This window comes from Sphingomonas sp. GW822-FHT03G08 (assembly GCF_058801135.1).
The window spans coordinates 3,043,668-3,065,938 of the sequence record NZ_JBXAMZ010000001.1 but is presented as its reverse complement, the minus strand read 5'-3'; the positions used below and the strand labels follow the sequence as shown (position 1 = coordinate 3,065,938).

28 protein-coding genes are annotated in these 22,271 nt (G+C 66.0%); 18 read left to right on the top strand and 10 right to left on the bottom strand.

From position 1 onward, the window contains the following. Nucleotides 1-108: 108 nt before the first annotated feature. From rho to hemE, 3 genes are all read right to left on the bottom strand, one after another. A complete protein-coding gene (gene rho, locus AC1RJ5_RS14220; RefSeq protein ID WP_184163328.1) occupies nt 109-1,365 on the bottom strand; it encodes a transcription termination factor Rho in 1,257 nt (418 codons plus the stop codon). Nucleotides 1,366-1,592: 227 nt separating this feature from the next. After that, nucleotides 1,593-2,045 (bottom strand): CopD family protein, encoded by a 453-nt coding sequence (locus tag AC1RJ5_RS14215; protein WP_493113897.1) that lies wholly within the window; start codon nt 2,043-2,045, stop codon nt 1,593-1,595. Nucleotides 2,046-2,047: 2 nt separating this feature from the next. Further along, nucleotides 2,048-3,097, bottom strand: a complete 1,050-nt coding sequence (hemE, locus tag AC1RJ5_RS14210) for a uroporphyrinogen decarboxylase (RefSeq protein WP_493114703.1) — start codon at nt 3,095-3,097, stop codon at nt 2,048-2,050. Nucleotides 3,098-3,398: 301 nt separating this feature from the next. Here hemE and AC1RJ5_RS14205 point away from each other — a divergent pair, with 301 nt between their 5' ends. The 11 genes from AC1RJ5_RS14205 to AC1RJ5_RS14155 all read left to right on the top strand — a co-directional run bounded on the left by AC1RJ5_RS14205 (nt 3,399) and on the right by AC1RJ5_RS14155 (nt 10,250). After that, on the top strand, nt 3,399-4,223 hold the full coding sequence (locus AC1RJ5_RS14205) for a pyruvate, water dikinase regulatory protein (protein ID WP_269576529.1): 825 nt from the start codon (nt 3,399-3,401) through the stop codon (nt 4,221-4,223). Nucleotides 4,224-4,261: 38 nt separating this feature from the next. Continuing rightward, a complete protein-coding gene (locus tag AC1RJ5_RS14200) occupies nt 4,262-4,816 on the top strand; it encodes a Maf family protein (protein ID WP_269576530.1) in 555 nt (184 codons plus the stop codon). Next, nucleotides 4,813-5,622, top strand: coding sequence for a shikimate dehydrogenase (gene aroE, locus AC1RJ5_RS14195; RefSeq protein WP_493113895.1), 810 nt, complete (start codon nt 4,813-4,815; stop codon nt 5,620-5,622). The genes AC1RJ5_RS14200 and aroE overlap by 4 nt, the downstream gene beginning before the upstream one ends. Beyond that, entirely contained in the window at nt 5,619-6,224 is a 606-nt protein-coding gene (coaE, locus tag AC1RJ5_RS14190) for a dephospho-CoA kinase (RefSeq protein ID WP_493113893.1), read from the top strand. The genes aroE and coaE overlap by 4 nt, the downstream gene beginning before the upstream one ends. A 7-nt stretch (nt 6,225-6,231) precedes the next feature. Then, nucleotides 6,232-6,924 (top strand): DNA polymerase III subunit epsilon, encoded by a 693-nt coding sequence (dnaQ, locus tag AC1RJ5_RS14185; RefSeq protein ID WP_269573333.1) that lies wholly within the window; start codon nt 6,232-6,234, stop codon nt 6,922-6,924. Nucleotides 6,925-6,998: 74 nt separating this feature from the next. Beyond that, complete coding sequence (hpf, locus tag AC1RJ5_RS14180; protein ID WP_184163307.1) at nt 6,999-7,601, top strand: ribosome hibernation-promoting factor, HPF/YfiA family; 603 nt, start codon at nt 6,999-7,001, stop codon at nt 7,599-7,601. Between the two features lie 43 nt (nt 7,602-7,644). Further along, nucleotides 7,645-8,112, top strand: coding sequence for a PTS sugar transporter subunit IIA (locus AC1RJ5_RS14175; RefSeq protein ID WP_184163303.1), 468 nt, complete (start codon nt 7,645-7,647; stop codon nt 8,110-8,112). Next, complete coding sequence (locus AC1RJ5_RS14170; protein WP_269576531.1) at nt 8,072-8,563, top strand: PaaI family thioesterase; 492 nt, start codon at nt 8,072-8,074, stop codon at nt 8,561-8,563. The genes AC1RJ5_RS14175 and AC1RJ5_RS14170 overlap by 41 nt, the downstream gene beginning before the upstream one ends. Continuing rightward, nucleotides 8,563-8,901: a DUF1491 family protein gene (locus AC1RJ5_RS14165; protein ID WP_446745953.1), complete on the top strand. Its 339-nt coding sequence runs from the start codon at nt 8,563-8,565 to the stop codon at nt 8,899-8,901. The genes AC1RJ5_RS14170 and AC1RJ5_RS14165 overlap by 1 nt, the downstream gene beginning before the upstream one ends. A gap of 192 nt (nt 8,902-9,093) precedes the next feature. Beyond that, nucleotides 9,094-9,702, top strand: coding sequence for a cell wall hydrolase (locus AC1RJ5_RS14160; RefSeq protein ID WP_269573334.1), 609 nt, complete (start codon nt 9,094-9,096; stop codon nt 9,700-9,702). Nucleotides 9,703-9,752: 50 nt separating this feature from the next. Further along, nucleotides 9,753-10,250: an MmcB family DNA repair protein gene (locus tag AC1RJ5_RS14155; protein ID WP_269573335.1), complete on the top strand. Its 498-nt coding sequence runs from the start codon at nt 9,753-9,755 to the stop codon at nt 10,248-10,250. 186 nt (nt 10,251-10,436) lie between these two features. Here AC1RJ5_RS14155 and AC1RJ5_RS14150 read toward each other — a convergent pair whose 3' ends face one another. Further along, nucleotides 10,437-11,054, bottom strand: coding sequence for an ankyrin repeat domain-containing protein (locus AC1RJ5_RS14150; protein ID WP_269573336.1), 618 nt, complete (start codon nt 11,052-11,054; stop codon nt 10,437-10,439). A 69-nt stretch (nt 11,055-11,123) separates the two neighbouring features. Between AC1RJ5_RS14150 and AC1RJ5_RS14145 the strand changes: the two genes are divergently transcribed. The 3 genes from AC1RJ5_RS14145 to AC1RJ5_RS14135 are packed head-to-tail and all read left to right on the top strand — an operon-like array spanning nt 11,124 to nt 12,810. Further along, nucleotides 11,124-11,708 (top strand): SCO family protein, encoded by a 585-nt coding sequence (locus AC1RJ5_RS14145; protein ID WP_269573337.1) that lies wholly within the window; start codon nt 11,124-11,126, stop codon nt 11,706-11,708. After that, nucleotides 11,705-12,139 (top strand): YcgN family cysteine cluster protein, encoded by a 435-nt coding sequence (locus tag AC1RJ5_RS14140; RefSeq protein ID WP_184163288.1) that lies wholly within the window; start codon nt 11,705-11,707, stop codon nt 12,137-12,139. Before AC1RJ5_RS14145 ends, AC1RJ5_RS14140 begins: the two co-directional genes overlap by 4 nt. 44 nt (nt 12,140-12,183) lie before the next feature. Next, on the top strand, nt 12,184-12,810 hold the full coding sequence (locus tag AC1RJ5_RS14135) for a M48 family metallopeptidase (RefSeq protein WP_493114700.1): 627 nt from the start codon (nt 12,184-12,186) through the stop codon (nt 12,808-12,810). A 37-nt stretch (nt 12,811-12,847) separates the two neighbouring features. Here the strand turns inward: AC1RJ5_RS14135 and AC1RJ5_RS14130 are convergent, their stop codons facing one another. From AC1RJ5_RS14130 to AC1RJ5_RS14115, 4 genes are read right to left on the bottom strand one after another with little or no spacing between them, the layout of a single operon-like run. Next, the gene (locus AC1RJ5_RS14130) at nt 12,848-15,004 is read right to left on the bottom strand and encodes a transglycosylase domain-containing protein (RefSeq protein ID WP_493113888.1); all 2,157 of its coding nucleotides are present in this window, start codon (nt 15,002-15,004) and stop codon (nt 12,848-12,850) included. A gap of 50 nt (nt 15,005-15,054) precedes the next feature. Next, nucleotides 15,055-15,480, bottom strand: a complete 426-nt coding sequence (msrB, locus tag AC1RJ5_RS14125; RefSeq protein ID WP_184163282.1) for a peptide-methionine (R)-S-oxide reductase MsrB — start codon at nt 15,478-15,480, stop codon at nt 15,055-15,057. Nucleotides 15,481-15,514: 34 nt separating this feature from the next. Continuing rightward, nucleotides 15,515-16,015, bottom strand: a complete 501-nt coding sequence (locus tag AC1RJ5_RS14120; RefSeq protein ID WP_342249249.1) for a sterol desaturase family protein — start codon at nt 16,013-16,015, stop codon at nt 15,515-15,517. Between the two features lie 23 nt (nt 16,016-16,038). After that, on the bottom strand, nt 16,039-16,536 hold the full coding sequence (locus AC1RJ5_RS14115; RefSeq protein WP_493113886.1) for a hypothetical protein: 498 nt from the start codon (nt 16,534-16,536) through the stop codon (nt 16,039-16,041). 167 nt (nt 16,537-16,703) lie between these two features. Between AC1RJ5_RS14115 and sucC the strand changes: the two genes are divergently transcribed. After that, nucleotides 16,704-17,906 (top strand): ADP-forming succinate--CoA ligase subunit beta, encoded by a 1,203-nt coding sequence (sucC, locus tag AC1RJ5_RS14110; RefSeq protein WP_493113884.1) that lies wholly within the window; start codon nt 16,704-16,706, stop codon nt 17,904-17,906. Between the two features lie 72 nt (nt 17,907-17,978). Here the strand turns inward: sucC and AC1RJ5_RS14105 are convergent, their stop codons facing one another. Continuing rightward, nucleotides 17,979-18,437: a hypothetical protein gene (locus AC1RJ5_RS14105; RefSeq protein WP_493113882.1), complete on the bottom strand. Its 459-nt coding sequence runs from the start codon at nt 18,435-18,437 to the stop codon at nt 17,979-17,981. A 198-nt stretch (nt 18,438-18,635) separates the two neighbouring features. Between AC1RJ5_RS14105 and AC1RJ5_RS14100 the strand changes: the two genes are divergently transcribed. The 3 genes from AC1RJ5_RS14100 to AC1RJ5_RS14090 all read left to right on the top strand — a co-directional run bounded on the left by AC1RJ5_RS14100 (nt 18,636) and on the right by AC1RJ5_RS14090 (nt 20,862). Further along, a complete protein-coding gene (locus AC1RJ5_RS14100; RefSeq protein WP_493113880.1) occupies nt 18,636-19,388 on the top strand; it encodes an electron transfer flavoprotein subunit beta/FixA family protein in 753 nt (250 codons plus the stop codon). Further along, nucleotides 19,385-20,314, top strand: coding sequence for an electron transfer flavoprotein subunit alpha/FixB family protein (locus tag AC1RJ5_RS14095; RefSeq protein ID WP_269573345.1), 930 nt, complete (start codon nt 19,385-19,387; stop codon nt 20,312-20,314). Before AC1RJ5_RS14100 ends, AC1RJ5_RS14095 begins: the two co-directional genes overlap by 4 nt. Nucleotides 20,315-20,400: 86 nt before the next feature. Further along, nucleotides 20,401-20,862 carry a hypothetical protein gene (locus tag AC1RJ5_RS14090; protein WP_342249245.1) on the top strand — a complete coding sequence of 154 codons (462 nt, stop codon included), beginning with the start codon at nt 20,401-20,403 and terminating at the stop codon, nt 20,860-20,862. Here AC1RJ5_RS14090 and AC1RJ5_RS14085 read toward each other — a convergent pair. Next, entirely contained in the window at nt 20,859-22,094 is a 1,236-nt protein-coding gene (locus tag AC1RJ5_RS14085; RefSeq protein WP_493113877.1) for an MFS transporter, read from the bottom strand. The genes AC1RJ5_RS14090 and AC1RJ5_RS14085 overlap by 4 nt on opposite strands. Nucleotides 22,095-22,271: the final 177 nt, after the last annotated feature.

Here is a 22,271-nt window from a genome sequence, read left to right as displayed (position 1 = left end):
CGCGCTTGCAGCGGCATGCAAGCGTCGGGCGCATCCAGCATCAAAACGAAAAAGGCCGGGCGCTGGGCCCGGCCTTTTCGTCCTGTTCCACGTGGAGCGTGGGACAGCTTACTGGTTCATCGAGTCGAAGAAATCCTCGTTGGTCTTCGAGTCCTTCATCTTGTCGAGCAGGAACTCCATCGCATCGACGGTGCCCATCTGCATGAGGATGCGGCGCAGCACCCACATCTTGGTGAGCTTGGCCTTGTCGACCAGCAGCTCTTCCTTGCGGGTGCCCGACTTGCCGACGTCGAGCGCCGGGAAGATGCGCTTGTCCGCCACCTTGCGGTCGAGGACGATTTCCGAGTTACCGGTGCCCTTGAACTCTTCGAAGATGACTTCGTCCATGCGGCTGCCAGTGTCGATCAGCGCAGTGGCAATGATCGAGAGCGAACCGCCCTCTTCGATGTTGCGCGCGGCGCCGAAGAAGCGCTTCGGGCGCTGCAGGGCGTTGGCGTCGACACCGCCGGTCAGCACCTTGCCCGACGAAGGCACCACGGTGTTGTAGGCGCGGCCAAGACGAGTGATCGAATCGAGCAGGATGACCACATCCTTCTTGTGCTCGACCAGGCGCTTTGCCTTTTCGATAACCATTTCAGAGACTTGCACGTGGCGCTGGGCCGGCTCGTCGAAGGTCGAGGAGATCACCTCGCCCTTCACCGAGCGCTGCATGTCGGTGACTTCCTCGGGGCGCTCGTCGATGAGCAGCACGATCAGGAAGACTTCGGGATGGTTGTCGGTGATCGCCTTGGCGATGTTCTGCAGCATCACCGTCTTGCCGACGCGCGGCGGCGCGACGATCAGCGTGCGCTGGCCCTTGCCCTGCGGCGAGACGATGTCGATGACGCGGGCCGACTTGTCCTTCTGGGTCGGGTCGAGCTGGTCGAGCGTCAGCTTGCTCTCGGGATAGAGCGGGGTGAGGTTGTCGAAGTTGACGCGGTGACGGACCGCGTCGGGATCATCGAAATTGACCGAGACCAGGCGCACCAGGGCGAAATAGCGCTCGCCATCCTTGGGCGCGCGGATCTCGCCTTCCACCGTATCGCCGGTGCGCAGGCCGAACTTGCGGACCTGGTTGGGCGAGACATAGATGTCGTCCGGGCCGGCGAGATAGTTCGCCTCGGGGCTGCGCAGGAAGCCGAAGCCGTCCGGCAGCACCTCGATCGTGCCCAGGCCCAGGATCTGCTCGCCATTCTCGGCCTCTGCCTTGAGGATGCCGAACAGCAGGTCCTGCTTGCGCAGCGTCGAAGCGCTCTCCACGCCGAGCTCCTCGGCCATCGAGACCAGTTCGGCGGGGGCTTTCTTCTTGAGGTCCTTGAGATGCATTGGGAGTCCGGGTGCTTGGATGCTGGGGGGAGCGTCGGTCGGCGGGTAGAGTCGCGCGCGAATAACGATGCTTGGAGGAGGGATGGCCCGGTGACCCGGTCCACAGCGCCGAATTAGGAGTGGCCTACCCCCAAGTCAACCGGTCTCCGCGGTCTGGTATGCGCTTTTGCGGCAAGCGGTAAGTTGCGGCGACAAACCGAAATGGCGCAACTAAATTACGCCAACGCTCAGAAGGGCTTCACCACCGCGAGGATAACGATGAGGATCACCGCCAGCGCCGGCACTTCGCCGACCATCCGCAGCGTCCGCGGCGCGATCGCACCCTGCCCCTTCGCCAGCTTCTTCGAATAGCCGACCGCCCAGCCGTGATAGCCGGAAAGCAGGAACACGATCAGCAGCTTGGCATGGAGCCAACCGAGCCCTGCTCCGCCTTCGAACAGGCCGAGATTGGCGGCGAGCATCAGGCCGAGCAGCCAGACGATCCCGATCGAGGGCGTGAGGATCATTCGACGGAGCAGCGCCTCGCGCTTTTCCCAGGCGGCTGCCTCGGGCGTGCCCAGCGCTTCCTGGTGATGGACGAGATAGCGCGGCAGCAGGAACAGGCCGGCCATCCAGAAGATCACGAAGATGATGTGGAACGCCTTGACCCAAAGATACGCCCCACCGAGGAATCCCGCCATCTCTACCCCCTGATCCGCGCCAGCAGCCGCTCGACATGCTCGATCGGCGTGTCCTGCTGGATGCCGTGCCCGAGATTGAACACATGCGGACGGGTTGGGAAGGCCGAAAGGATCCGGTCGACCGCGCGATCGAGCGTATCGCCGCCGGCGATCAGCGCGAGCGGATCGAGATTGCCCTGCACCGGCAGCCCTTCCGGCAGCACGGTGTCGGCCCAGGCCGGATCGACCGTCTCGTCGAGTCCGATCGCATCGACGCCGGTCTCGCGCGCATAGGCGGGCAGCTTGCCACCGGCGCCCTTGGGGAATCCGATCACCGGTGCCTTGCCCTTCACCGCCGCGGCGATGCGGGCGGTCGGCGCGATCACCCAGCGCTCGAACTGCTCGGGCGAAAGGCTGCCGGCCCAGCTGTCGAACAGTTGTACGGCTTCGACGCCGGCATCGATCTGTGCCGCCAGATAGTCGATCGTGCAGTCGGCGATGCGATCGACCAGCGCCTGCATGAGTCCGGGATCGCCATAAGCGAGTCTGCGCGCCTCGGCCTGCTCGCGACTCCCCTGTCCGGCGATCATATAGGTGGCGACGGTCCAGGGGCTGCCTGCGAAGCCCAGGAAGGTGGTTCGCGGGTCGAGGGCGGCCCGTACCTGCCGAACGGTCTCATAGACCGGCTGCAGGGCCTCAGGACGCGATTCAAGGCCATCCAGGATCTGACGGGCCGTCACGGTCGGCGCGAGGCGGGGACCTTCGCCGGTTTCGAACCAGAGTTTCTGGCCCAGCGCCATCGGCACCATCAGGATGTCGGAGAACAGGATCGCGCCGTCCATGCCGAAGCGGCGGATCGGCTGGAGGGTGATCTCGGCCGCAGCTTCAGGGTCGAGCGCGAGTTCGAGGAATCCGCCCTTCTCGGCCCGGAGCGCGCGATATTCGGGCAGATAGCGACCGGCCTGACGCATCAGCCAGACGGGCGGAGTCTCCTGTCGAACACCCTGGAGCGTCTCGAGCAGCGGCTTGGAATGGGAGTCGGTCAGGGCCTCGTTCCTAAAACAATAAAGAATGAATCTAGAGATTGTTGGAGTCTGTTGGCGCGTGAAAGCCGGGGCTTATGCACTCGTCCGCGAGTTGCCAACAGTTTGACTCTGGCGGCCCCTCGGGAGTCCTCGGATTCGCGCACGCCGTCCCCGTTTTCAACAGGCTGTGGATTGGAATCACAAGTTGGGGACGCGGCTGTGGACGAATCACCAGTGGGAGTCATCAAACTGACCCGATTGGTTCATCCGCCGGGTTGCGCTAGTGGCTGTCAGCCATGTTATCCACAGATTCACACCCAGCGGCGCTCCGCGCCTTCCACAAGGGTCACTGATGCGGCTTCACCTCCACCTCCTCTCCGATTCCACCGGCGAGACGCTGGAGAACATCGCCAAGGCGGCACTCGCCCAATATGACGATGTCGAAACGCTCCGCCACTTCTGGCCGATGGTGCGCAGCGAAGCGCATCTCGAGCGGATCCTTCAGGAGATCGCCCAGAATCCGGGGCTGGTGCTCTACACGCTGGTGAACCCGGAGATCCGCCGCACGCTGGAGAGCCGCTGCCGCGCGATGGGCCTGCCGGCGATCGCGCCGCTCGATCCGGTCAACCACGCACTGTCCAACCTGCTCGGCCAGGAAGCCAAGGCGCGGCCGGGCCGGCAACATACGCTGGATGCCGCCTATTTCGCCCGTGTCGATGCGATCCAGTTCACCATCGCGCATGATGACGGGCTGCTTGCCGAGGATTGGGAAGAGGCGGACATCCTCCTCGCCGGCGTCTCGCGTTCGTCCAAGACGCCGACTTCGATCTACCTGGCGAACCGCGGCTACAAGACCGCTAACATCCCGATCGTGGTGGAATCGCCGCCGCCGCCCGAGCTCTACAAGCTCAAGCATCCGCTGATCGTCGGCCTCACCACCAGCGCCGACCGGCTGATCCAGATCCGTCGCAACCGCCTGCTCTCGCTCAACCAGGCCACCGAGACGAGCTATGTCGAGCAGGATGCGGTGACCCGCGAAGTCGCCTATGCGCGGCGGATGTTCGCCGACAATGGCTGGCCGGTGATCGACGTCACAAGGCGTTCGATCGAGGAAACCGCGGCGGCGATCATCCAGCTGTGCAACGAGCGGACGCTCGAAAAAGGAAAAGCATGAAACTCGTACTCGCTTCGCAAAGCGCCTCGCGCCGCGCGATGCTCAACGATGCCGGCGTGCCGCATGAAGCCGTGACGGCACAGGTCGACGAAGCCTCGGCCAAGGAATCTTTGCTCGCGAGCGGCATCGCGCCGCGCGACCTGGCGGATGCGCTGGCCGAGCTGAAGGCGCTCAAGGTCTCCGGCCTTGTCCCCACGGCGCTGGTACTCGGCGGCGACTCGCTGGTCGCGCTCGACGACGGCTCGCTGCTCGACAAACCGGAGAGCCGCGAGCAGGCGGCCGACCATCTCCGCCGCATGTCGGGCAAGACGCACGACATCTACAGCGCCGCGGTGATCGCCGAGGGTGGCCGTGCAGTGTGGCGGTTTGTCGATCGCGCCAAGCTCCATGTCCGGCCGCTGTCCGAGGAATTCATCGAGGAATATCTCGATGTCGAATGGCCTGCGATCGCCGGGTGCGTCGGCTGCTTCCGGATCGAGGGGCCGGGCGTCCAGCTGTTCAGCCGCACCGACGGCAGCCAGTTCACCATCCTCGGCATGCCGTTGCTGCCGATCCTTTCCTATCTGCGCACCCGCGGGGTTCTGACGTCATGACTGCATATGCCGAGGTGATCGGCGACCCCATCGCCCAGTCCAAGTCGCCGCTGATCCATGGCTTCTGGCTGGAGCAGCTCGGCATCGAAGCCGAATATCGCCGCGCGCATGTGAAGCCCGAGGAGCTTGCCGGCTATTTCGAGTCGCGGAAGGCGGATCCGGACTGGCGCGGCTGCAACATCACCCTGCCCCATAAGCAGGCGTCGCTCGAGTTCGTCGAGGATCGCGGCGGCGTCCGCGATTCGATCGGCGCGATCAACACGGTGGTCCGCGCCGAGGATGGTGCGCTGATCGGCACCAACACCGATGCCGGCGGCTTCTATGCGCCGATCGCCGGGTTCGATCTCGAGGGCCAGCATGTCGTGGTCATCGGTGCGGGTGGTGCCGCCCGCGCGATCCTGTTCGCGCTGTCGCGTGTCGGCGTCGGCAAGGTCACCTTGCTCAACCGCAACGTGCTGAAGGGCGCGGCCCTGCTCTCCAGCTTCGGGATCAGGGGCGAGGCGCTGCCGCTCACCGCCAAGCTGCCCCCGGCCGCGCTGCTGGTGAATGCCAGTGCGCTCGGCATGGTCGGCCAGCCGCCGCTCGAGATCGACCTGTCGCCGCTGCCCGAGGATGCGGTGGTCTATGACGCGGTCTATGCCCCGCTCGAGACCGAGCTGCTCGCCCAGGCGCGCGACCGCGATCTCGATACGGTAGATGGGCTCGAGATGCTGGTCGGCCAGGCCGCGCTCGCCTTCGAGCTGTTCTTCGGCGCCGAGCCTCCGCGCGACCGCGACGACGAACTGCGCGCGCTGCTGCTGAAATGAGCGATCGTCCGGTCACGCTGGGCCTCACCGGGTCGATCGGCATGGGCAAGTCGACCGTGGCGGCGATGTTCGCCGAAGACGGCGTGCCGGTGTTCGATGCCGATGCCGAGGTCCACAAGCTCCAGGGCCCGGACGGCGAGGCCGTCGCCGCGATCGAGGCCGAGTTTCCCGACACCACCAGCGAACTCGGGGTGAACCGCACGCTGCTGCGCGAGGCGGTGATGGCCGATCCCACTGCCTTTGCCCGGCTGGAAGCGATCCTCCACCCCGCTGTCGCCGACAAGCGCGAGGCCTTTCTCCAGGCGAATCGCGATGCGCCGCTGGTGGTGCTCGACATACCCTTGCTGTTCGAAGCGGGCGGCTGGCGCCATGTCGACAAGATCGCCGTGGTCTCCGCACCCGCCGAAGTGCAGCGCGAGCGCGTGCTGGCCCGGCCGGGCATGACCGAGGCGCGATTCGAAGCGATCCTCGCCCGCCAGCTGCCCGACTCGGAAAAGCGCGACCGCGCGGACTTCGTCATCCCCACCGGCGGGACGATCGGGGAGACGCGCGCGGTGGTACGTAATGTCATCGCTTGCCTAGCGGGCCGCGCGGGAGGATAAGGTCGCAATGCGTGAAATCGTGTTCGACACCGAAACCACCGGGCTCAGCTTCTCTGGTGGCGACCGGCTGGTCGAGATCGGCTGTGTCGAGCTGGTCAATCGCGTGCTCACCGGGCGCAATTTCCACGTCTATATCAATCCCCAGCGGCCGATGCCGATCGAGGCGTTCAACGTCCACGGCCTGTCGGACGTGTTCCTCTCGGACAAGCCGCTGTTCGAGGATGTGGTCGAGGACATGCTCGAGTTCATCGGCGACAGCCCGATGATCGCGCACAACGCCAATTTCGACTTCGGCTTCATCAATGGCGAGCTGATCCGCAGCGGCCGGCCCATCGTCGACCTCAGCCGCATGGTCGATACGCTGGCGATTGCGCGGGTGAAGCATCCCGGCGCCAAGCATACGCTCGATGCGCTCTGCTCGCGCTATGGCATCGATCTGACACAGCGCACGCTGCACGGCGCGCTGATCGACGCCTCGCTGCTGGCGCAGGTCTATGTCGAGCTGACCGGCGGCCGGCAGATCACGCTTGGCCTGGCGGTGGACGCGCCGGTGGTCCGCGAGACCGCCGCCGAAGCGCCGACACGGGTACATGTGCGTCCCGCACGACAATTTGCTGCGAGTCCGGCGGAACTCGAACGCCACGCAGCCTTTCTTTCCAAGATGGAGGAGCCGCTCTGGGGCACCGCCCCGACCAGTTGATCCCGGTAGTTGACCGCGGTCAATCGGTCCGGACCCCGCCCCAGCTAGGGTCCTCATAAAAGTGGAGGTGAACGATGGACATTCGGGTTTCTGGGCATCAGGTCGAGACTGGCGCCGCGCTCAAGGAGCAGGTGACCGAACGACTCCAGGGGATCGCCGACAAATATTTCTCGCGCGCCCTCTCCTCCCAGGCGACCTTCGGCAAGGGGCCGCACGATAACGGCTTCACCTGCGACATCGTGATGCACGTGATGCAGGGCCTGGTCCTCAAGGCGACCAACAAGGGCATGGAGGCACATGGCGCGTTCGACGGCGCGGCCGACCGGATCGACAAGCAGCTTCGCCGCTATACCCGCCGGCTCAAGGATCGGCAGAATGGCGTGGTCAACGCCTTCGCCGAGAATGGCGCCTATGACAACGGATCCTATGACAACAATGCCGGCTACACGCTGTTCCAGGAAAGCGTGGATGAGGACGAGGCGTCGGATGCGCCGCTGATCATCGCGGAGACCCGCGTCGATGTGCCGGATGCCACCGTTTCGGACGCAGTTATGATGCTCGACCTGCGGAATACCAACGCGCTGCTGTTCAAAAACAGCGCGACGGGCGCCCATAACATGGTGTATCGGCGCGGCGACGGGACGATCGGATGGGTGGAACCCAATCGCGCCGCCTGAGTATTAGGCAGGCCCCGGGGGGCGGACCTCAACTGGAATTTCGATGACGACGATCAGTGATTTGCTCGTGCCGGAGGCAGTGCTCTCCGGCGTGAGTGTTGCCAGCAAGAAGGCGCTGTTCGCGGCGCTGGGGGCCGCGGCGGCCGAGGCTTACGGCCTCGACGCCCGCGGTGTGGCCGAAACGCTTTCCGAGCGCGAGAAGCTCGGTTCGACCGGTTTTGGCGCCGGTATCGCCATCCCGCACGGCAAGCTCGAATCCATCCGCCGCGTCTGCGGCATATTCGTCCGGCTCGACAAACCCGTCGATTTCGGCGCGGTGGACGAACTGCCGGTCGACCTGGTGTTCATGCTGCTCTCGCCGGTCGGCGCGGGTGCCGAGCATCTCAAGGCGCTGGCCTGTGTCTCGCGGCTGCTGCGCGACAAGACCATCGCCGCCAAGCTGCGCGGCGCGGGCTCGCGCGATGCGCTCTATGCCCTGCTCGCTGGCGTGGAGACGCGTGACGCAGCCTGAGTCTCCCACGGGGGCGGAGGCGCATTTCCGTGCGCTCGAATCCCTTTATGCCGCGGCGCCGATCAACCGGCTGTTCGAGTCCGTGCTCGAGATCCCGGAACCCGGCGTCGCGCGCATCCGCTTCAATATCGACGAACGCTATTTCCATGCCGCCGGCGCGGCGCATGGCACGAGCTATTTCAAGATGCTCGACGACGCCGCCTTTTACGCGGTGAACAGCCTGGTCACCGATCGCTTCGTGCTGACCACCCAGTTCAACCTGCTGCTCACCAAGCCTCTGGGGCCTGGCCCTGTGGTGGCGGAGGGGCGCTGGGTTAGCGGGCAGCGTCGCGTGTTCGTGGGCGAGGCGCGGCTGATCGATGCGACCGGCGAGGAAGCGGCGCGCGGCACCGGCACCTTCATGCGCTCGCGTATCCCGCTCGCCACGCTTCCCGGCTACGCGCAGGGCTGATGGCGCGGCTCGCCACCGGCGTGCTGGTCAACGCGCTGATCCGCCGTGCCGAGGGTGCCGGCGGCAGCGCGATGGTGCTGGCCAAGGGGGACGCGACGGCCGGAGCGGTGCTGTTGCTGCTGGTCGAACGCGGCGCCAATCCGCGCTTCTTCGAGCGTGGCCTTGGTCCTGATGGGGGCGCCGCCCTAATTCGCTCGGGACCCCAGTTATTTGCCGACGACGGCGAAGTCACCGCCTATTGGCAGCGGCGTCGAGCGCGCGATTCAGATCTTTGGGTGATTGAACTGGATATCGCAGACGGCGAACGGTTCGCCGCTGAAACGATGACATTGAATTGACATAAGCCTCGCGCGCGGCGAAAGGGCCGACCACTTTCAATCGCGTTGTGCCTGCCGGGGTGTGAAGTCGGTCGGTTACGCAGTCGGGGGGGAAGCCCGGCGGCCCATATGAGAAACAGGGCCGGCCGCGCACCAACCGCACAGTAACGAACCCTAATGAAGTTCATCCATCGCGCCGCGGGTTTCGCGGCCGTGACTTTTTGCGCTGGCGCACTTGCGAATGCCGCCACGCTCGACGTGACCAACACCGTGCAGGATGCGCCGGTTCATCAGGTCAACGTCCAGAACCTCCAGCAGGTTCCCGCGCCGGCCCCCCAGGCCGCGCCGACTCCGGTCCAGGAAAAGACGGAAATCGTCCAGCCGATCCCCAATGTGGATGCGGACGAAGATTTCGCTTCGCTGTCTGATGCCGTGGCTGCGCAGGATGCGCCCGCGTCGCTCGACCGCGAGCTCAACTGCCTTGCCGTCAGCATCTATTACGAAGCCAAGGGCGAGCCCCTTTCGGGCCAGCTCGCGGTTGCCGATGTGATCCTCAACCGCACCGAGTCGGGCCGTTTCCCCACTTCGGTGTGCGGCGTCGTCACCCAGCGCGGCCAGTTCTCCTTCGTGCGCGGCGGCAAGCTGCCGACCCCGCCGTCGAACGGCCAGTGGAAGAAGGCGCTCGCAGTCGCCCAGGTCGCAATGAAGGACCAGTGGGATTCGCCGGTGCCGGAAGCGCTGTATTTCCATGCCCGCTACGTGAAGCCGAGCTGGAAGCGCGCCCGTGTCGGCTCGGTCGGCAACCATGTTTTCTATCGTTGAGCCGAGTCGCGGGGTTCCCCGCGTTCGCTTAATGTTCTAAACGGCCGGGGATGACCTCCCCGGCCGTTTCGCTTTCGGAAGATCCGCTGCCAGATGGCCCCCTGATCGCCGCCGATGTGGCGCGCGGGGTAACGCGCCTGCTGCTGCGCCATGATTGCGTCGCGCTGGCCGAAGTGCCGCTCGAGGGCGGCCGTCGCGCCGATCTGATGGCGATCGATTCCCGCGGCAACATCGTCATCGTCGAGATCAAGGTCTCGCGCGCCGATCTGCTCGGTGACGGCAAATGGACCGATTATCTCGCGCATTGCGACCGTTTCTTCTGGGCGGTGCCGGAAGGCTTCGACCTGCGGCCCTTCGAGCAGGAAGGCTTCCTGCCGGCGCGCGCCGGGCTGATCGTCGCCGATCGCTATGACGCGGCGGTGATGCGTGAAGCGGCGACGGTGCCGCTGCCGGCACCCACCCGCAAGAAGACTACGCTCGCCTTCGCCCGCCGCGCCGCGCGCCGGGTGATCCAGATGCTGGATCCCGATGCGGAGGCGGCGTTCTAGGCCTGTTGGAAGAATAGGATCCCGCGCGCGCAATAGGGCTGCTTGGGGCGCGCTTCCGGCCGGTGCCGGGCCGTCGAAAGGCGCACAAACCCGCTCTTGGCCTGTACTTCGTGTACTTTGGCGCCGGGCCGCAGCTTCGATGTTCGAGGGGGGAAGCCGGGAAGGGCCCGGCTTCCGTGCCGGGGCTTAGAGCTTCGGGCCTGCCGGCGCGGCAGCGCCGCTGCTCTTGCCGCCCTTGGGTGCTTCGTTGAGCAGCTTGGCGATCTGCGGGTAGCGGGTCTCGTCATGGGCATAGTCGCGGGCGGACTTGCCGGTGACATTGTCGGTGCGGTCCGGATTGGCGCCGGCATCGAGCAGCTGCCGGACCACGTCGATGTCATGGACCTGCACGGCGCGGATCAGCGGGGTCTCGCCGCTGCTGTTCGCCATGTTCACATTGGCGCCGTACTTGATCAGGATCTGCACGCCCTCGCCCCAGCCCCGCTCGGCGGCGATGATCAGCGCGGTGTTGCCGCGGCCGTCCGGCAGGTTGGCGTTGATATCGTCCTGCTGGAGCAGCACGCGCAGATAGGTCGCGTCATTGCGCTTGGTCACGATGTGCAGCGCGCCCTCGCCGGTCGTGCGATCCTTCGCGTTGACGATGCGGAGCGACTTGTTCTCGAGATACTTGTTCACCTTGGCGCCATCCGTCTCGCGGATGGCGTTGAGGAAGTTGTAGCTGTCCGAGAATTGCTGGGCCGATGCCGGCACGGCGGCGAGCATCAGCAGGGCGGCGCCGGCGGCGCCCATTACGCGTACGATCATGTGTTTGCCCAAACCCCATAGCGGCAGTGCTTGCAAGCCCCGAACTATCAGATCATGGCTGGCGATACCATGAGCAGGATATTTCAGGCCTTTGCGCCTTTGCTACTGATCGTCTCAGGCTGCAGCGGCGGCGCGGCCGATGAGCCCCCGCTGGCCGGGGCGCGGATCGGCGGGCCGTTCGCGCTCACCGATCCCGCGGGCAAGACGGTTCGCGACGGCGATTTCGCCGGCAAATATCGCATCGTCTATTTCGGGTACACCTGGTGCCCGGACATCTGCCCGAACGACATGCTCAAGATCGGCCAGGCGATGAAGACGCTCGACAAGCAGGCGCCGGACAAGGCGAAGGCGATCGTGCCGATCTTCATCACCGTCGATCCCGAGCGCGACACGCCCAAGGTGGTCGGCGAGTTCGTCCGCAATTTCGACGACCGGATCGTCGGGCTCACCGGCACTCCGGCGGCGATCCAGGCGGTTACCAGGCAATATGCGGTCTATGCCAAGAAGGAAGCACCCGGTCCGGGCGGCGCCTATCTGGTAGGACACAGCCAGATTGCCTATCTGATGGACCGGGACGGCAAGCCAATCACGTCGCTGCCGATCGAGAAGGATGCTCCGGCCCTTGTGGCGGAGCTCGAACACTGGGTGAAATGACCGGGAAATTCTGGGAAGACCTGCCGCTGGAAAAGCTCGACCGTGCGCAATGGGAAGCCCTTTGCGACGGCTGCGGCAAATGCTGCATCCACAAGCTGGAGGATGAGGAGACGGGTGAGCTGCACGCCACCAACGTCGCCTGCCGCCTGCTCGATCGGCGGATGGGGCGCTGTTCGGACTACAAGCACCGCCACGCCTATGTCCCCGAATGCGTGCGGCTGACGGTGCGCAACGTGCCCGAGATCGAGTGGCTTCCCTCCACCTGTGCCTATCGCCTGCGCAGCGAGGGCAAGCCGCTGCCCGACTGGCACTATCTGGTGAGCGGCGATCCCGAAGCCGTCCACAAGGCCGGTGAATCGACTCGCGGCTGGACGGTCAGCGAGGACGACGTGATCGACTTCGAGCATCACCTGGTGGACCGCGAGCTTTGAGCGACCCCGAGATCGAGGTGGTCCGCAACGCCCGCTCGCGGCGGATGCGGCTCTCGGTCGATCCGCGCAGTGGCCGGATAAAGCTCACTTTGCCGCCACGCGCTTCGCTCAAGAAGGCGATGGACTGGGCGCGTGAGCATCAGGGCTGGATTGCGGCGCAGCAGGCCAAGATGCCCGAGGCACGGCCGTTCGAGCCGGGCGCGCGGATTCCGATCGGCGATGCCGAAGTGGAGATCGTCTGGCCCGCGACCGGTGCCGGCCGCACCCCGCGCCTGATCGGCGACCAGCTGCTCTGCGGTGGCCCGCGCGAGGGGTTGAAGAAGCGCATCGAGCGCTGGCTCCGCCAGGCGGCGCTCGATCTGCTGAGCGAGGAAACCGCCGAATATGCCGAGCGTGCCGGGGTGACGGTCACCAAGGTATCGATCGGCGATCCGCGCGGCCGCTGGGGCAGCTGCGCTTCGTCGGGCCAGATTCGCTACAGCTGGCGGCTGCTGCTCGCCCCGAGTTTCGTCCGCCGCTCCACGGTGGCGCATGAAGTGGCGCACCGCATCCATATGAACCATTCGCCGGCGTTCCACCGGGTGGTGGCCGAGCTCTACGAGGGCGATCCCGAGCGGGCCCGGGCCTGGCTCAAGCGCAACGGCGCCGGGCTGCACTGGTACGGGCGGTGATACTTCCCCTCCCTTCCGGGAGGGGGCTCACAAAGTGTTATTGCTGTTCGCCGCGAGGCGCCGCGTCCCGCGGCTGGGGCGCTTGCTGCCGCGGCGCGTCGCGCGGTGTGTCCCGGGGATCGCGCTGTGGCTGCGCAGGCGCCGAGGGACGGCGGCCGGTCATCCGGTCGATCCAGTCCTGGTCGAGCTGCTCGTCGCCCTGGCCGCCCTGCTGGCCGGGAATCGGCTGGACCTGTTCGGTGCCGTCGCTGCGCGGCTGCTGGTCTTCGGGCACCGGATTGCCGTCCTCATCGACGAACACGCCATTGTCGGGCTCGCCATAGGCGGCGTTCTCTTCGTCGAGCTGGTACTCGGGCAGGGTCACCTGGGTGTCGAACTGCTCGACCGGGCGCTTGGCCACGGCCTTGATCATGAAGTCATGGAAGGCACGCGCCGGGGCGGTGCCGCCCTGCAGGCCGGGGACGACCCTGGCATCGTCGCGGCCCATCCAAACGCCCGTGGTAAGGCCCGAGGAGAAGCCGACGAACCAGCCGTCCTTGTTCGAAGTGGTGGTGCCGGTCTTGCCTGCGACCGGGCGGCCGATCTGCGCGGCGCGGCCGGTGCCGGTGGCGACCGCGGTCTGCATCAGGTCGGTCATTTGCGCCGCGACATAAGGCGCGACGAGCACATGGCTGGTGTCCACCTCGTGTTGGTAGATCACCGCGCCGTTCGCAGTCACCCGAGTGATGCCATAGGGCGTCACCGCCACGCCCTTGTTCGCCACCGAGGCGAAGGCGCGGGTCATGTCGATCAGGCGCACGTCCGAAGTGCCGAGCACCATCGCCGGATGCGTGTCCACCGGCGTGGTGATGCCGAAGCGGCGCGCCATGTCGGCGATCGCGCCGAAGCCGACCTCCTGGCCGAGCTTCGCCGCGATCGTATTGACCGAATAGGCGAAGGCGGTGCGGATGTTCATCTCGCCGCGGAACGCGCCCGAGCTGTTGCGGGGGCTCCAGCCATTGATCGTCACCGGCTCGTCGACCACCAGGTCGTCGGGCTTGTGGCCCGATTCCAGCGCGGCGAGATAGACGAACAGCTTGAACGCCGAGCCCGGCTGGCGCGTCGCCTGGGTCGCGCGGTTGTAGATCGAGGCGACATAGTCCTTGCCGCCGACCATCGCGCGGACGGCGCCGTCGCGGTCGAGGCTGACCAGCGCACCCTGCGCGTTTTTCGGGGCGTTGGCGCGGATCGCATCGTCGGCGGCGCGCTGCATGCCCAGGTCGAGCGTGGTCCACACCTCGAGCGGCGCTTCGGTCTCGTCGATCAGCACTTCGAGCTGGGGCAGCGCCCAGTCGGTGAAGTAGCGTACGCTGTTCTGCTTGGGTTCGGGCGCAAGTGCCACGGTGCGCGGATCGGTGCCCTTGGCCTGCGCCTCGGTGATCTTGCCGGTCTCGGCCATCAGGTCGAGCACTACGCTGGCGCGGCCGATCGCAGCGTCGGCGTCGGCGGTGGGCGAATAATGCGACGGCGCCTTGACCAGGCCGGCGATCACCGCCGCCTCGGCCAGGCTCAGATTCGTCGCCGGATGGCCGAAGAACTTCCGGCTCGCCGCGTCGATCCCATAGGCGCCGCCGCCGAAATAGACCTTGTTGAGATAGAGCTCGAGAATCTCGTTCTTGGTGAACTTGCGCTCCATCGACAGCGCGATGATGCCTTCGCGCACCTTGCGGCCGAGGTCGTACTTGTTCGACAGGAAGATGGTGCGTGCCACCTGCTGGGTGATGGTCGAGCCGCCCTGGAGGCGCCGGCCTTCGTCATGCAGCTGCTTGGCGCGCCAGAACATGCGGGCGACACCGACCGGATCGACGCCCCAGTGCGATTCGAAGCGGCGATCCTCGGTGGCGATGATCGCGTCCTTCATCACCTGCGGGATCTGGTCGTACTTGATCCACTCGCCATAGCTCGGCCCGAGCGAGACCAGCACGGTGCCGTCGGCGGCATGGACGCGGATCATCTGGCCGTTGGGCGACGACTTGAGTTCGTCGAAGCTCGGCAGCGTCGACTTGGTCGAATAGACCGCGATCAGCAGCGCGATGAATGCAAGCAGCGCCAGGCTGCCCCCGCTGATCAGAGTCCAGAAGGCAAGGCGCTTCCAGAAGGCAAGGTCACGCCATTTGGGCGTGCGGATCACGGCTGGCAGGTTTTTCGATGGCATCGGGGGAGTGCGATTAAGCCCTATTCGGCCCGCTCACAAGGATCAGGCGCTCAAGCCCGGTCGCTAGCGGCATTGTGGTTGCCACCACGTGAACGAAAATCGAGGCTGGCCGAGTTGATGCAGTAGCGCAGGCCGGTCGGCGGCGGCCCGTCGGGAAAGACATGGCCCTGATGCCCGTCGCAACGGGCGCAGCGCAGTTCGACGCGGCGCATGCCATGGCTGACATCGGCATGCTCGGTGACGTTCTCCGAATCGAGCGGCCGGGTGAAGCTGGGCCAGCCCGATCCCGAATCATATTTGTCGGCGCTGTCGAACAACTCGAGCTTGCAGCCGGCACAGAGATACAGGCCATCGGCCTTGTTGTCGGTAAAGCGGCCGGAAAAGGCGGGTTCGGTCCCGGCCTCTCGCAGCACGTGAAACTGTTCCGGGTTGAGGCGCTTGCGCCATTCGGACTCGGGGAGGTTCAGATGCTCCATGGACACAAGCATGTGTCCGGCACTGGATCAGTCGTCAATCCGGGTTCGTGCGGATGCGGGCCGAACTGCCACGAGCCTTGAGCTGGCGCTTCAGCTCGTCGGCGGGCGCGGCCCAGAGGAAGCCGAAGCTGACCGCGCCTTGCCTGGATTCGACCGCGTGATGCAGTCGGTGCGCCTGGACGATCCGCTTCATGTAGCGCGAGCGCGGGACATAGCGATGGCGCACCCGCTGGTGGACGATCACGTCGTGGAAGCCGAAATAGATCGCGCCATAGCCTGCGATTCCGGCACCGATCCACGTGGAACCAGGCCACCAGCCCGCCTGTACGCCGCCATAGATCAGGATGATCGAGGGCACCGCGAAGATCACCGCGTAGAGGTCGTTCCACTCGAACCAGCCGGTGCGGGCACGGTGGTGGCTCTCGTGCAGGAACCAGCCCGGGCCGTGCATCACCCAGCGGTGCATCGCCCAGGCGAACAGCTCCATCCCGGCGAGCGTGGCAAGGAACAGGGCAAGGCCGATCCAGGGCGACATGAGCATTAGATAGGCGTTCCGGCTCAGAAGGCGAAGGCCGTGCCGTCGCATTTGGCCGGGCTCAGCGTATAGCTGGCAAAGGGCTTCTCGCTGCCGTCGAGCTTGCGCTCGGTGATCGTCCAGCGCCAGCCCTTGCCCTGCGGCGTCAGCCGATTGGCGTAGAGCGCATCGGGATAGGCATAGTCGATCGCGATGGCGCCGGCCTTGTCGGCCTGGCCCTTGCCGGCGGCGCTGTAGCCCGCGCCGAAACTGTCCATCCACCACGCGCTTAGCCTGTCCCCGTCATGGTCACCGATCATGATCGCCGCGTCATAGGGATCGGCCGGATCGAGGCCGTGCGATTCCAGCAGCAGGTAGCGCCCGCCCAGCCGCCACGCGGCCCGCACCCGAGTCGCGACGCGCTTGCCCATCACTTCGCCCGGCGCGTCCCAGCACCCGATGAGCCGGTCGAGCGCCTGATGGGCAACACCAGGTTCGGCAGAGGGCGAGAGCAGCAGTGCAGCGGCAAGGACGAGGGTCATGGCGATTTCCTAGCGGTGGGCGGCACTTCCCGCCATACCGGCTTTACGACGACTTATTGCAAGTTTGTCGCAATCGCATTTACTGCGAAAAGATTTGGATTCGCGCGCGCGCCGTGCTTAAGGCACCCGCAAACTCCTTCCCGCCACAAAAGACGAGGGCGCGTCCCATGAACATCCATGAATATCAGGCCAAGGAACTGCTCGCCAAGTATGGCGCGCCGATCGCTGCCGGCTTCGCCGCGTTCACCGTCGAGGAGGCCGTCGAGGCCGCCAAGAAGCTGCCCGGACCGCTCTTCGTCGTGAAGTCGCAGATCCATGCCGGCGGCCGCGGCAAGGGCAAGTTCAAGGAGCTCGGCCCCGATGCGAAGGGCGGCGTCCGCCTCGCCTTCTCGCTGGACGAGGTCCGTGCCCACGCCACCGACATGCTCGGCAACACGCTGGTGACGATCCAGACCGGTGAGCATGGCAAGCAGGTCAACCGCCTCTACATCACCGACGGCGCCGACATCGCGAAGGAGTTCTACCTCGCGCTCCTCGTCGACCGCGTCACCGGCCGCGTCGCCTTTGTCGTCTCGACCGAGGGCGGCATGGACATCGAGGAAGTCGCGCATTCGACTCCCGAGAAGATCCACACTTTCGACGTCGATCCCGCGACCGGCTTCATGCCGCACCACGGCCGCGCCGTCGCTGCCGCGCTGGGCCTGACCGGCGACCAGGGCAAGCAGGCCGCCAAGGTCGCGTCGTCGCTGTTCGCCGCCTTCCTGGCGACCGATGCCGCGCAGATCGAAGTCAACCCGCTCGCGCTGACCGAGCAGGGCAACCTCCTCGTCCTCGACGCCAAGGTCGGCTTCGATTCGAACGCGATGTTCCGCCACAAGGACCTCGCCGACCTGCGCGACGAGTCGGAGGAGGATCCGATGGAGCTCGAGGCGTCGAAGTACGACCTCGCCTACATCAAGCTCGACGGCGACATCGGCTGCATGGTCAACGGCGCTGGCCTGGCGATGGCCACGATGGACATCATCAAGCTCAACGGCATGTTCCCGGCCAACTTCCTCGACGTGGGCGGTGGCGCCAACAAGGAGAAGGTCACCGCGGCGTTCAAGATCATCCTGAGCGATCCGGCGGTGAAGGGCATCCTGGTCAACATCTTCGGCGGCATCATGCGCTGCGACATCATCGCCGAGGGCATTGTCGCCGCGGCGAAGGAAGTGAACCTCTCGGTACCGCTGGTCGTGCGCCTCGAGGGCACCAACGTCCAGCAGGGCAAGGACATCCTGGCCAATTCGGGCCTGGCGATCGTCCCCGCCAACGATCTGGGCGACGCCGCCAAGAAGATCGTGGCCGAGGTCAAGAAGGTCGCCGCCTGAGCGACCTGACTGGCTGACAGTCGTCCTGGATCGAAGGGGCGGGAGAGACCGGGTCTCTCCCGCCCTTTTCGTTCAGTGCGGCTTCGATGCGGGCAAGCCCTTCTCGCTGATGCTCTTGCCCGCCGGCGCGGATGGCGTGACCGCCTTGGCCGTGGTCGGCGTCATCGACAGGCGCGCAGACATGTCCCCGGCCGCCGTCGCCTCAACCGCAGCTGCGGGCGCGTCCTCGTTGCGCCGGCCGCCGGTATAGGTTCGGCCCTCCACCGCTTCGCCGCCCGTCGTGGACTGGCATTCCGGCTCGGCCGCGCCCTCCCGCCTGGTCGGGTTCACCCCGCCCTTCACCACGATGCCGCCGATCGGGCTGCCGGGCGCGCAGCGCGCATAGCTCGACGAGACCGCGCCGCCCGGCCTGGCGATGGTTGCGGGCGGCTTCTTCTCCTTGGCGGAAACCGGCGCATCCTGCGCAAGCGCGGGCGCGGTGGCGACGCTTGCGGCCAGCGCTGCTCCGATGATCAGCTGGTACTTCCCCATCTGTCCTCTCCCTTTCTTCACGAAGCTGCATGTTCGCGTCTGAATTTCGGGTGAACTCGCGGTGCCTCGGCAAAACGGCCATCCGCACCGATTTTTCGATGATTGGGTATGCCCTATCACTGTTTGGGGTGGACTTGGCCGGAATCTCGGGCATTAGCGGTTGGCATTGCCGTTCTTCCAGCGATGGAGAGGATTTCGATGAAAGTTCTGGTGCCGGTCAAGCGCGTGCTTGACTACAATGTGAAGCCCCGCGTGAAGGCGGATGGGACGGGGGTCGATCTCGCCAACGTCAAGATGAGCATGAACCCGTTCGACGAGATCGCGATCGAGGAAGCCGTGCGCCTCAAGGAAAAGGGCGCCGCGACCGAGGTGGTCGTCGTCACCATCGGCGTCGCCAAGGCGGAGACCGATGTGCTGCTCACCGCACGCGCCATGGGCGCCGATCGCGGCATCCTGATCCAGACCGATGACGAAATCGAGCCGCTGGCCGTCGCCAAGCTCCTCGCCAAGGTCGCCAAAGAAGAGCAGCCCGGGCTGATCATCCTCGGCAAGCAGGCGATCGACGACGACAGCAACCAGACCGGCCAGATGCTCGCCGCGCTGCTCGGCTGGCCCCAGGGCACCTTCGCCTCGAAGGTCGAGCTGGGCGGCAACGGCGTACAGGTCACCCGCGAAGTCGATGGTGGCCTCGAGACCGTGGATCTCAAGCTGCCGGCGATCGTCACCACCGATCTTCGCCTCAACGAGCCGCGCTACGCCACGCTGCCGAACATCATGAAGGCCAAGTCCAAGCCGGTCGCGAAGAAGACCGTCGCGGATTACGGCGTCGATGTCACCCCGCGCCTCAAGACGCTCAAGGTCGTCGAGCCGGCCAAGCGCACGGCCGGCATCAAGGTGGGCTCGGTCGACGAGCTGGTCGAAAAGCTCAAGGGTCTGGGAGTCGCGAAATGAAGACGCTGGTTTGGGTCGAGCACGACAATCAGAGCCTGAAGGACGCCACCCTCTCGGCGGTCACCGCTGCGGCGAAGCTCGGTGAAGTCCATCTCCTCGTCGCCGGCAAGGGCGTCGATGGCGTTGCCCAGGCGGCGGCGGCGATCGAAGGCGTGGGCAAGGTCCATGTCGCCGATGACGCGGCTTATGAGCATTTCCTGGCAGAGAACATCGCGCCGCTGATCGTGTCGCTGATGGGCACGCACGACGCGGTCCTCTTCCCGGCGACCACCACCGGCAAGAACATCGCGCCGCGCGTGGCTGCCGCGCTCGACGTGATGCAGATCTCGGATATCCTCTCGGTCGAGGGTGCCGACACCTTCACCCGTCCGATCTACGCCGGCAACGCGATCGCCACCGTGCAGACCAGCGACAAGAAGCTGGTGATCACCGTGCGCGGCACCGCCTTCCCCAAGGCGGCGGCCACCGGCGGTTCGGGCGCGATCGAAGCCGTATCGGGCGAAGGCGACAAGGGCCTCTCCACCTTCGCGGGTGCCGAGATCGCCAAGTCGGAGCGTCCGGAGCTGACCAGCGCCAAGGTGATCGTCTCGGGCGGCCGCGCGCTCGGCTCGTCGGAGCAGTTCCACGCGCAGATCGATCCGCTGGCGGACAAGCTCGGCGCCGCCGTCGGCGCCTCGCGCGCCGCGGTGGACGCGGGCTATGCCCCGAACGACTATCAGGTCGGCCAGACCGGCAAGATCGTCGCTCCGGAAGTCTATGTCGCGATCGGCATCTCGGGTGCGATCCAGCACCTCGCCGGCATGAAGGACTCCAAGACGATCATCGCGATCAACAAGGACGAGGATGCCCCGATCTTCCAGGTCGCGGACATCGGCCTGGTCGGCGACCTGTTCAAGATCGTCCCGGAGCTGACCGAGAAGCTCTGATCCCTTCTCGGGCGAACAATATAGGGGGTGTTCCTCGCCGGAACGCCCCCTTTTGTTTTGTTCAGGTCCCGGCATAGTCGTCCCCCATGATAGGACGACTTGCTCCCCTGCTTGCTGCTCTGGCGCTGTTCCCGGTCCTGCCGGTGCGGGCCCAGTCGATCGACGAATTGCGCCGCGACCAGATGGAGGCGGTGAAGGCGGCGAAACAACTCGATCGCGCCGATGCCGTGCTGCTGCGCCAGGTCGCGCAGCTTCCGCCCTCGCACGGCAATGCCTTTCCCGCCGAAAGCGTCGCCGCGCTGCTCGCCGGCTGGCGTGGCTATATCCAGCGCGAATGCGGGCTGGTCGGGGTCATGACCGGTGCCAATGGTCCGTCATCGGGCAGCTTCGCGGCGATCTGCGAGGCGCGGCGCTATGCCGAGCGGATCAGGTTGGTGCAGGCTGCCGGTGCCTGCCTTTCGCGCGAGATCGGCCGAGAAGGCGGCAATCCTTCGGCGTGCCTGGAGCCGCTGGTGGTGTTGAAGGCGGAAGGGGATTTCGATGCCTAGTCCGTTCCCATCGCTCGCGGCGGCGTGACCTCGGGCAACGGCAGCGGTGGGATGGTCGAGAGCTTGGCAGCAATGGCCAGCGCGAGCACCGTCAGCACCCCGCAATAGAGGGCCACGCCGCCCCAGCCCCAGCCGGTCCAGGCAAAGCCTCCCGCCGAGCCGAGCACGCTCGATCCCAGATAATAGAAGAACAGGTAGAAGGCCGCTGCTTGCCCCCGGCTGGCCCGCGCGCGCCTGCCGACCCAGCTCGAGGCGATCGAATGGGCGCCGAAAAAGCCGATAGTGACGATGCCGATCCCCGCCACCACCAGGGCCAGCCAGGTCGAGGCAGTCAGCGCCACGCCGACCAGCAGCATCGCAGTCGGGATCCAGAAGATCAGCCGGCGTCCGCGCTTCTCTGCCAAATGTCCGAACCAGGTCGAGCTTACCGAGCCGAGCAGATAGAGCAGGAAGATCGCGCCGATCGCCGCATGGCTCAGCCCGAACGGCGGCGCGAGCAGGCGGAAGCCGACATAATTGTAGATGGTGACGAACACGCCCATCAGCAGGAACGCCTCGGTATAGAGCAGCGGCATGGCGCGGTCGCGGAACAGGTCGCGCCCGGCGGCGATCACGGCGCTGGGATGGACTTCCTGCGCCACGAAGCGGCGCGAGCGCGGGGCGAGACGGCGAAAGCCCTCGGCCATTGCCAGCCCGGCCAGCCCCACTCCGATCAGCCCCCAGCGCCAGTCGACCAGTTCGGTGATGAGGCTCACGCCCAGGCGTCCGGCCATGCCGCCGATCCCGCTGCCCGCGATATAGAGGCCCATTGCCGGCCCCACCGAGCGCGGCTCGATCTCCTCGCTGACATAGGCCATGGCGACCGCCGGCATGCCGGCCAGCGCGATGCCAGTGAGGAAGCGCAAGGCCAGCAGCGCGTCCCAGCCCGGCGCCAGGCCGGTCAGCATGGTCAGCAACCCCGCGCCGAACATTGCGCCTACCATCAGCGGCCTCCGCCCGAGCTTATCGGAGAGCATGCCGGCAACGACGATCGCCACCGCGAGCGGTCCGGTCGCGAGCGAGATGGCGAGGCTGGCGACCTCGGCGCTCAGATGGAATTCGCTGGCGAAGAGCGGCAGCAGCGGCTGGGCGGAATAGAGCAGCGAGAAGGTCGAGAAGCCGGCGAACAGCATCGCGAGCGTCAGGCGCCTGTATCCGGGAGTGCCACGGGAATAGCCGCCAGTTTCAGTCATCGTCCGCCAACGCGCCTGCGCCTCTCAAGTGCACGGCGCACCTGTATTTTTCGCAGTTACCCTTCCTTATAGGGCAAGCTTGGCGAGGGGATGCGGTGGCTCGTTGAAGCCGGCCTGGACAAATGCAGTTTCTGCATTCGTATGTTGCGCCCTACAGGCATTGACGCTGCAGTGCAG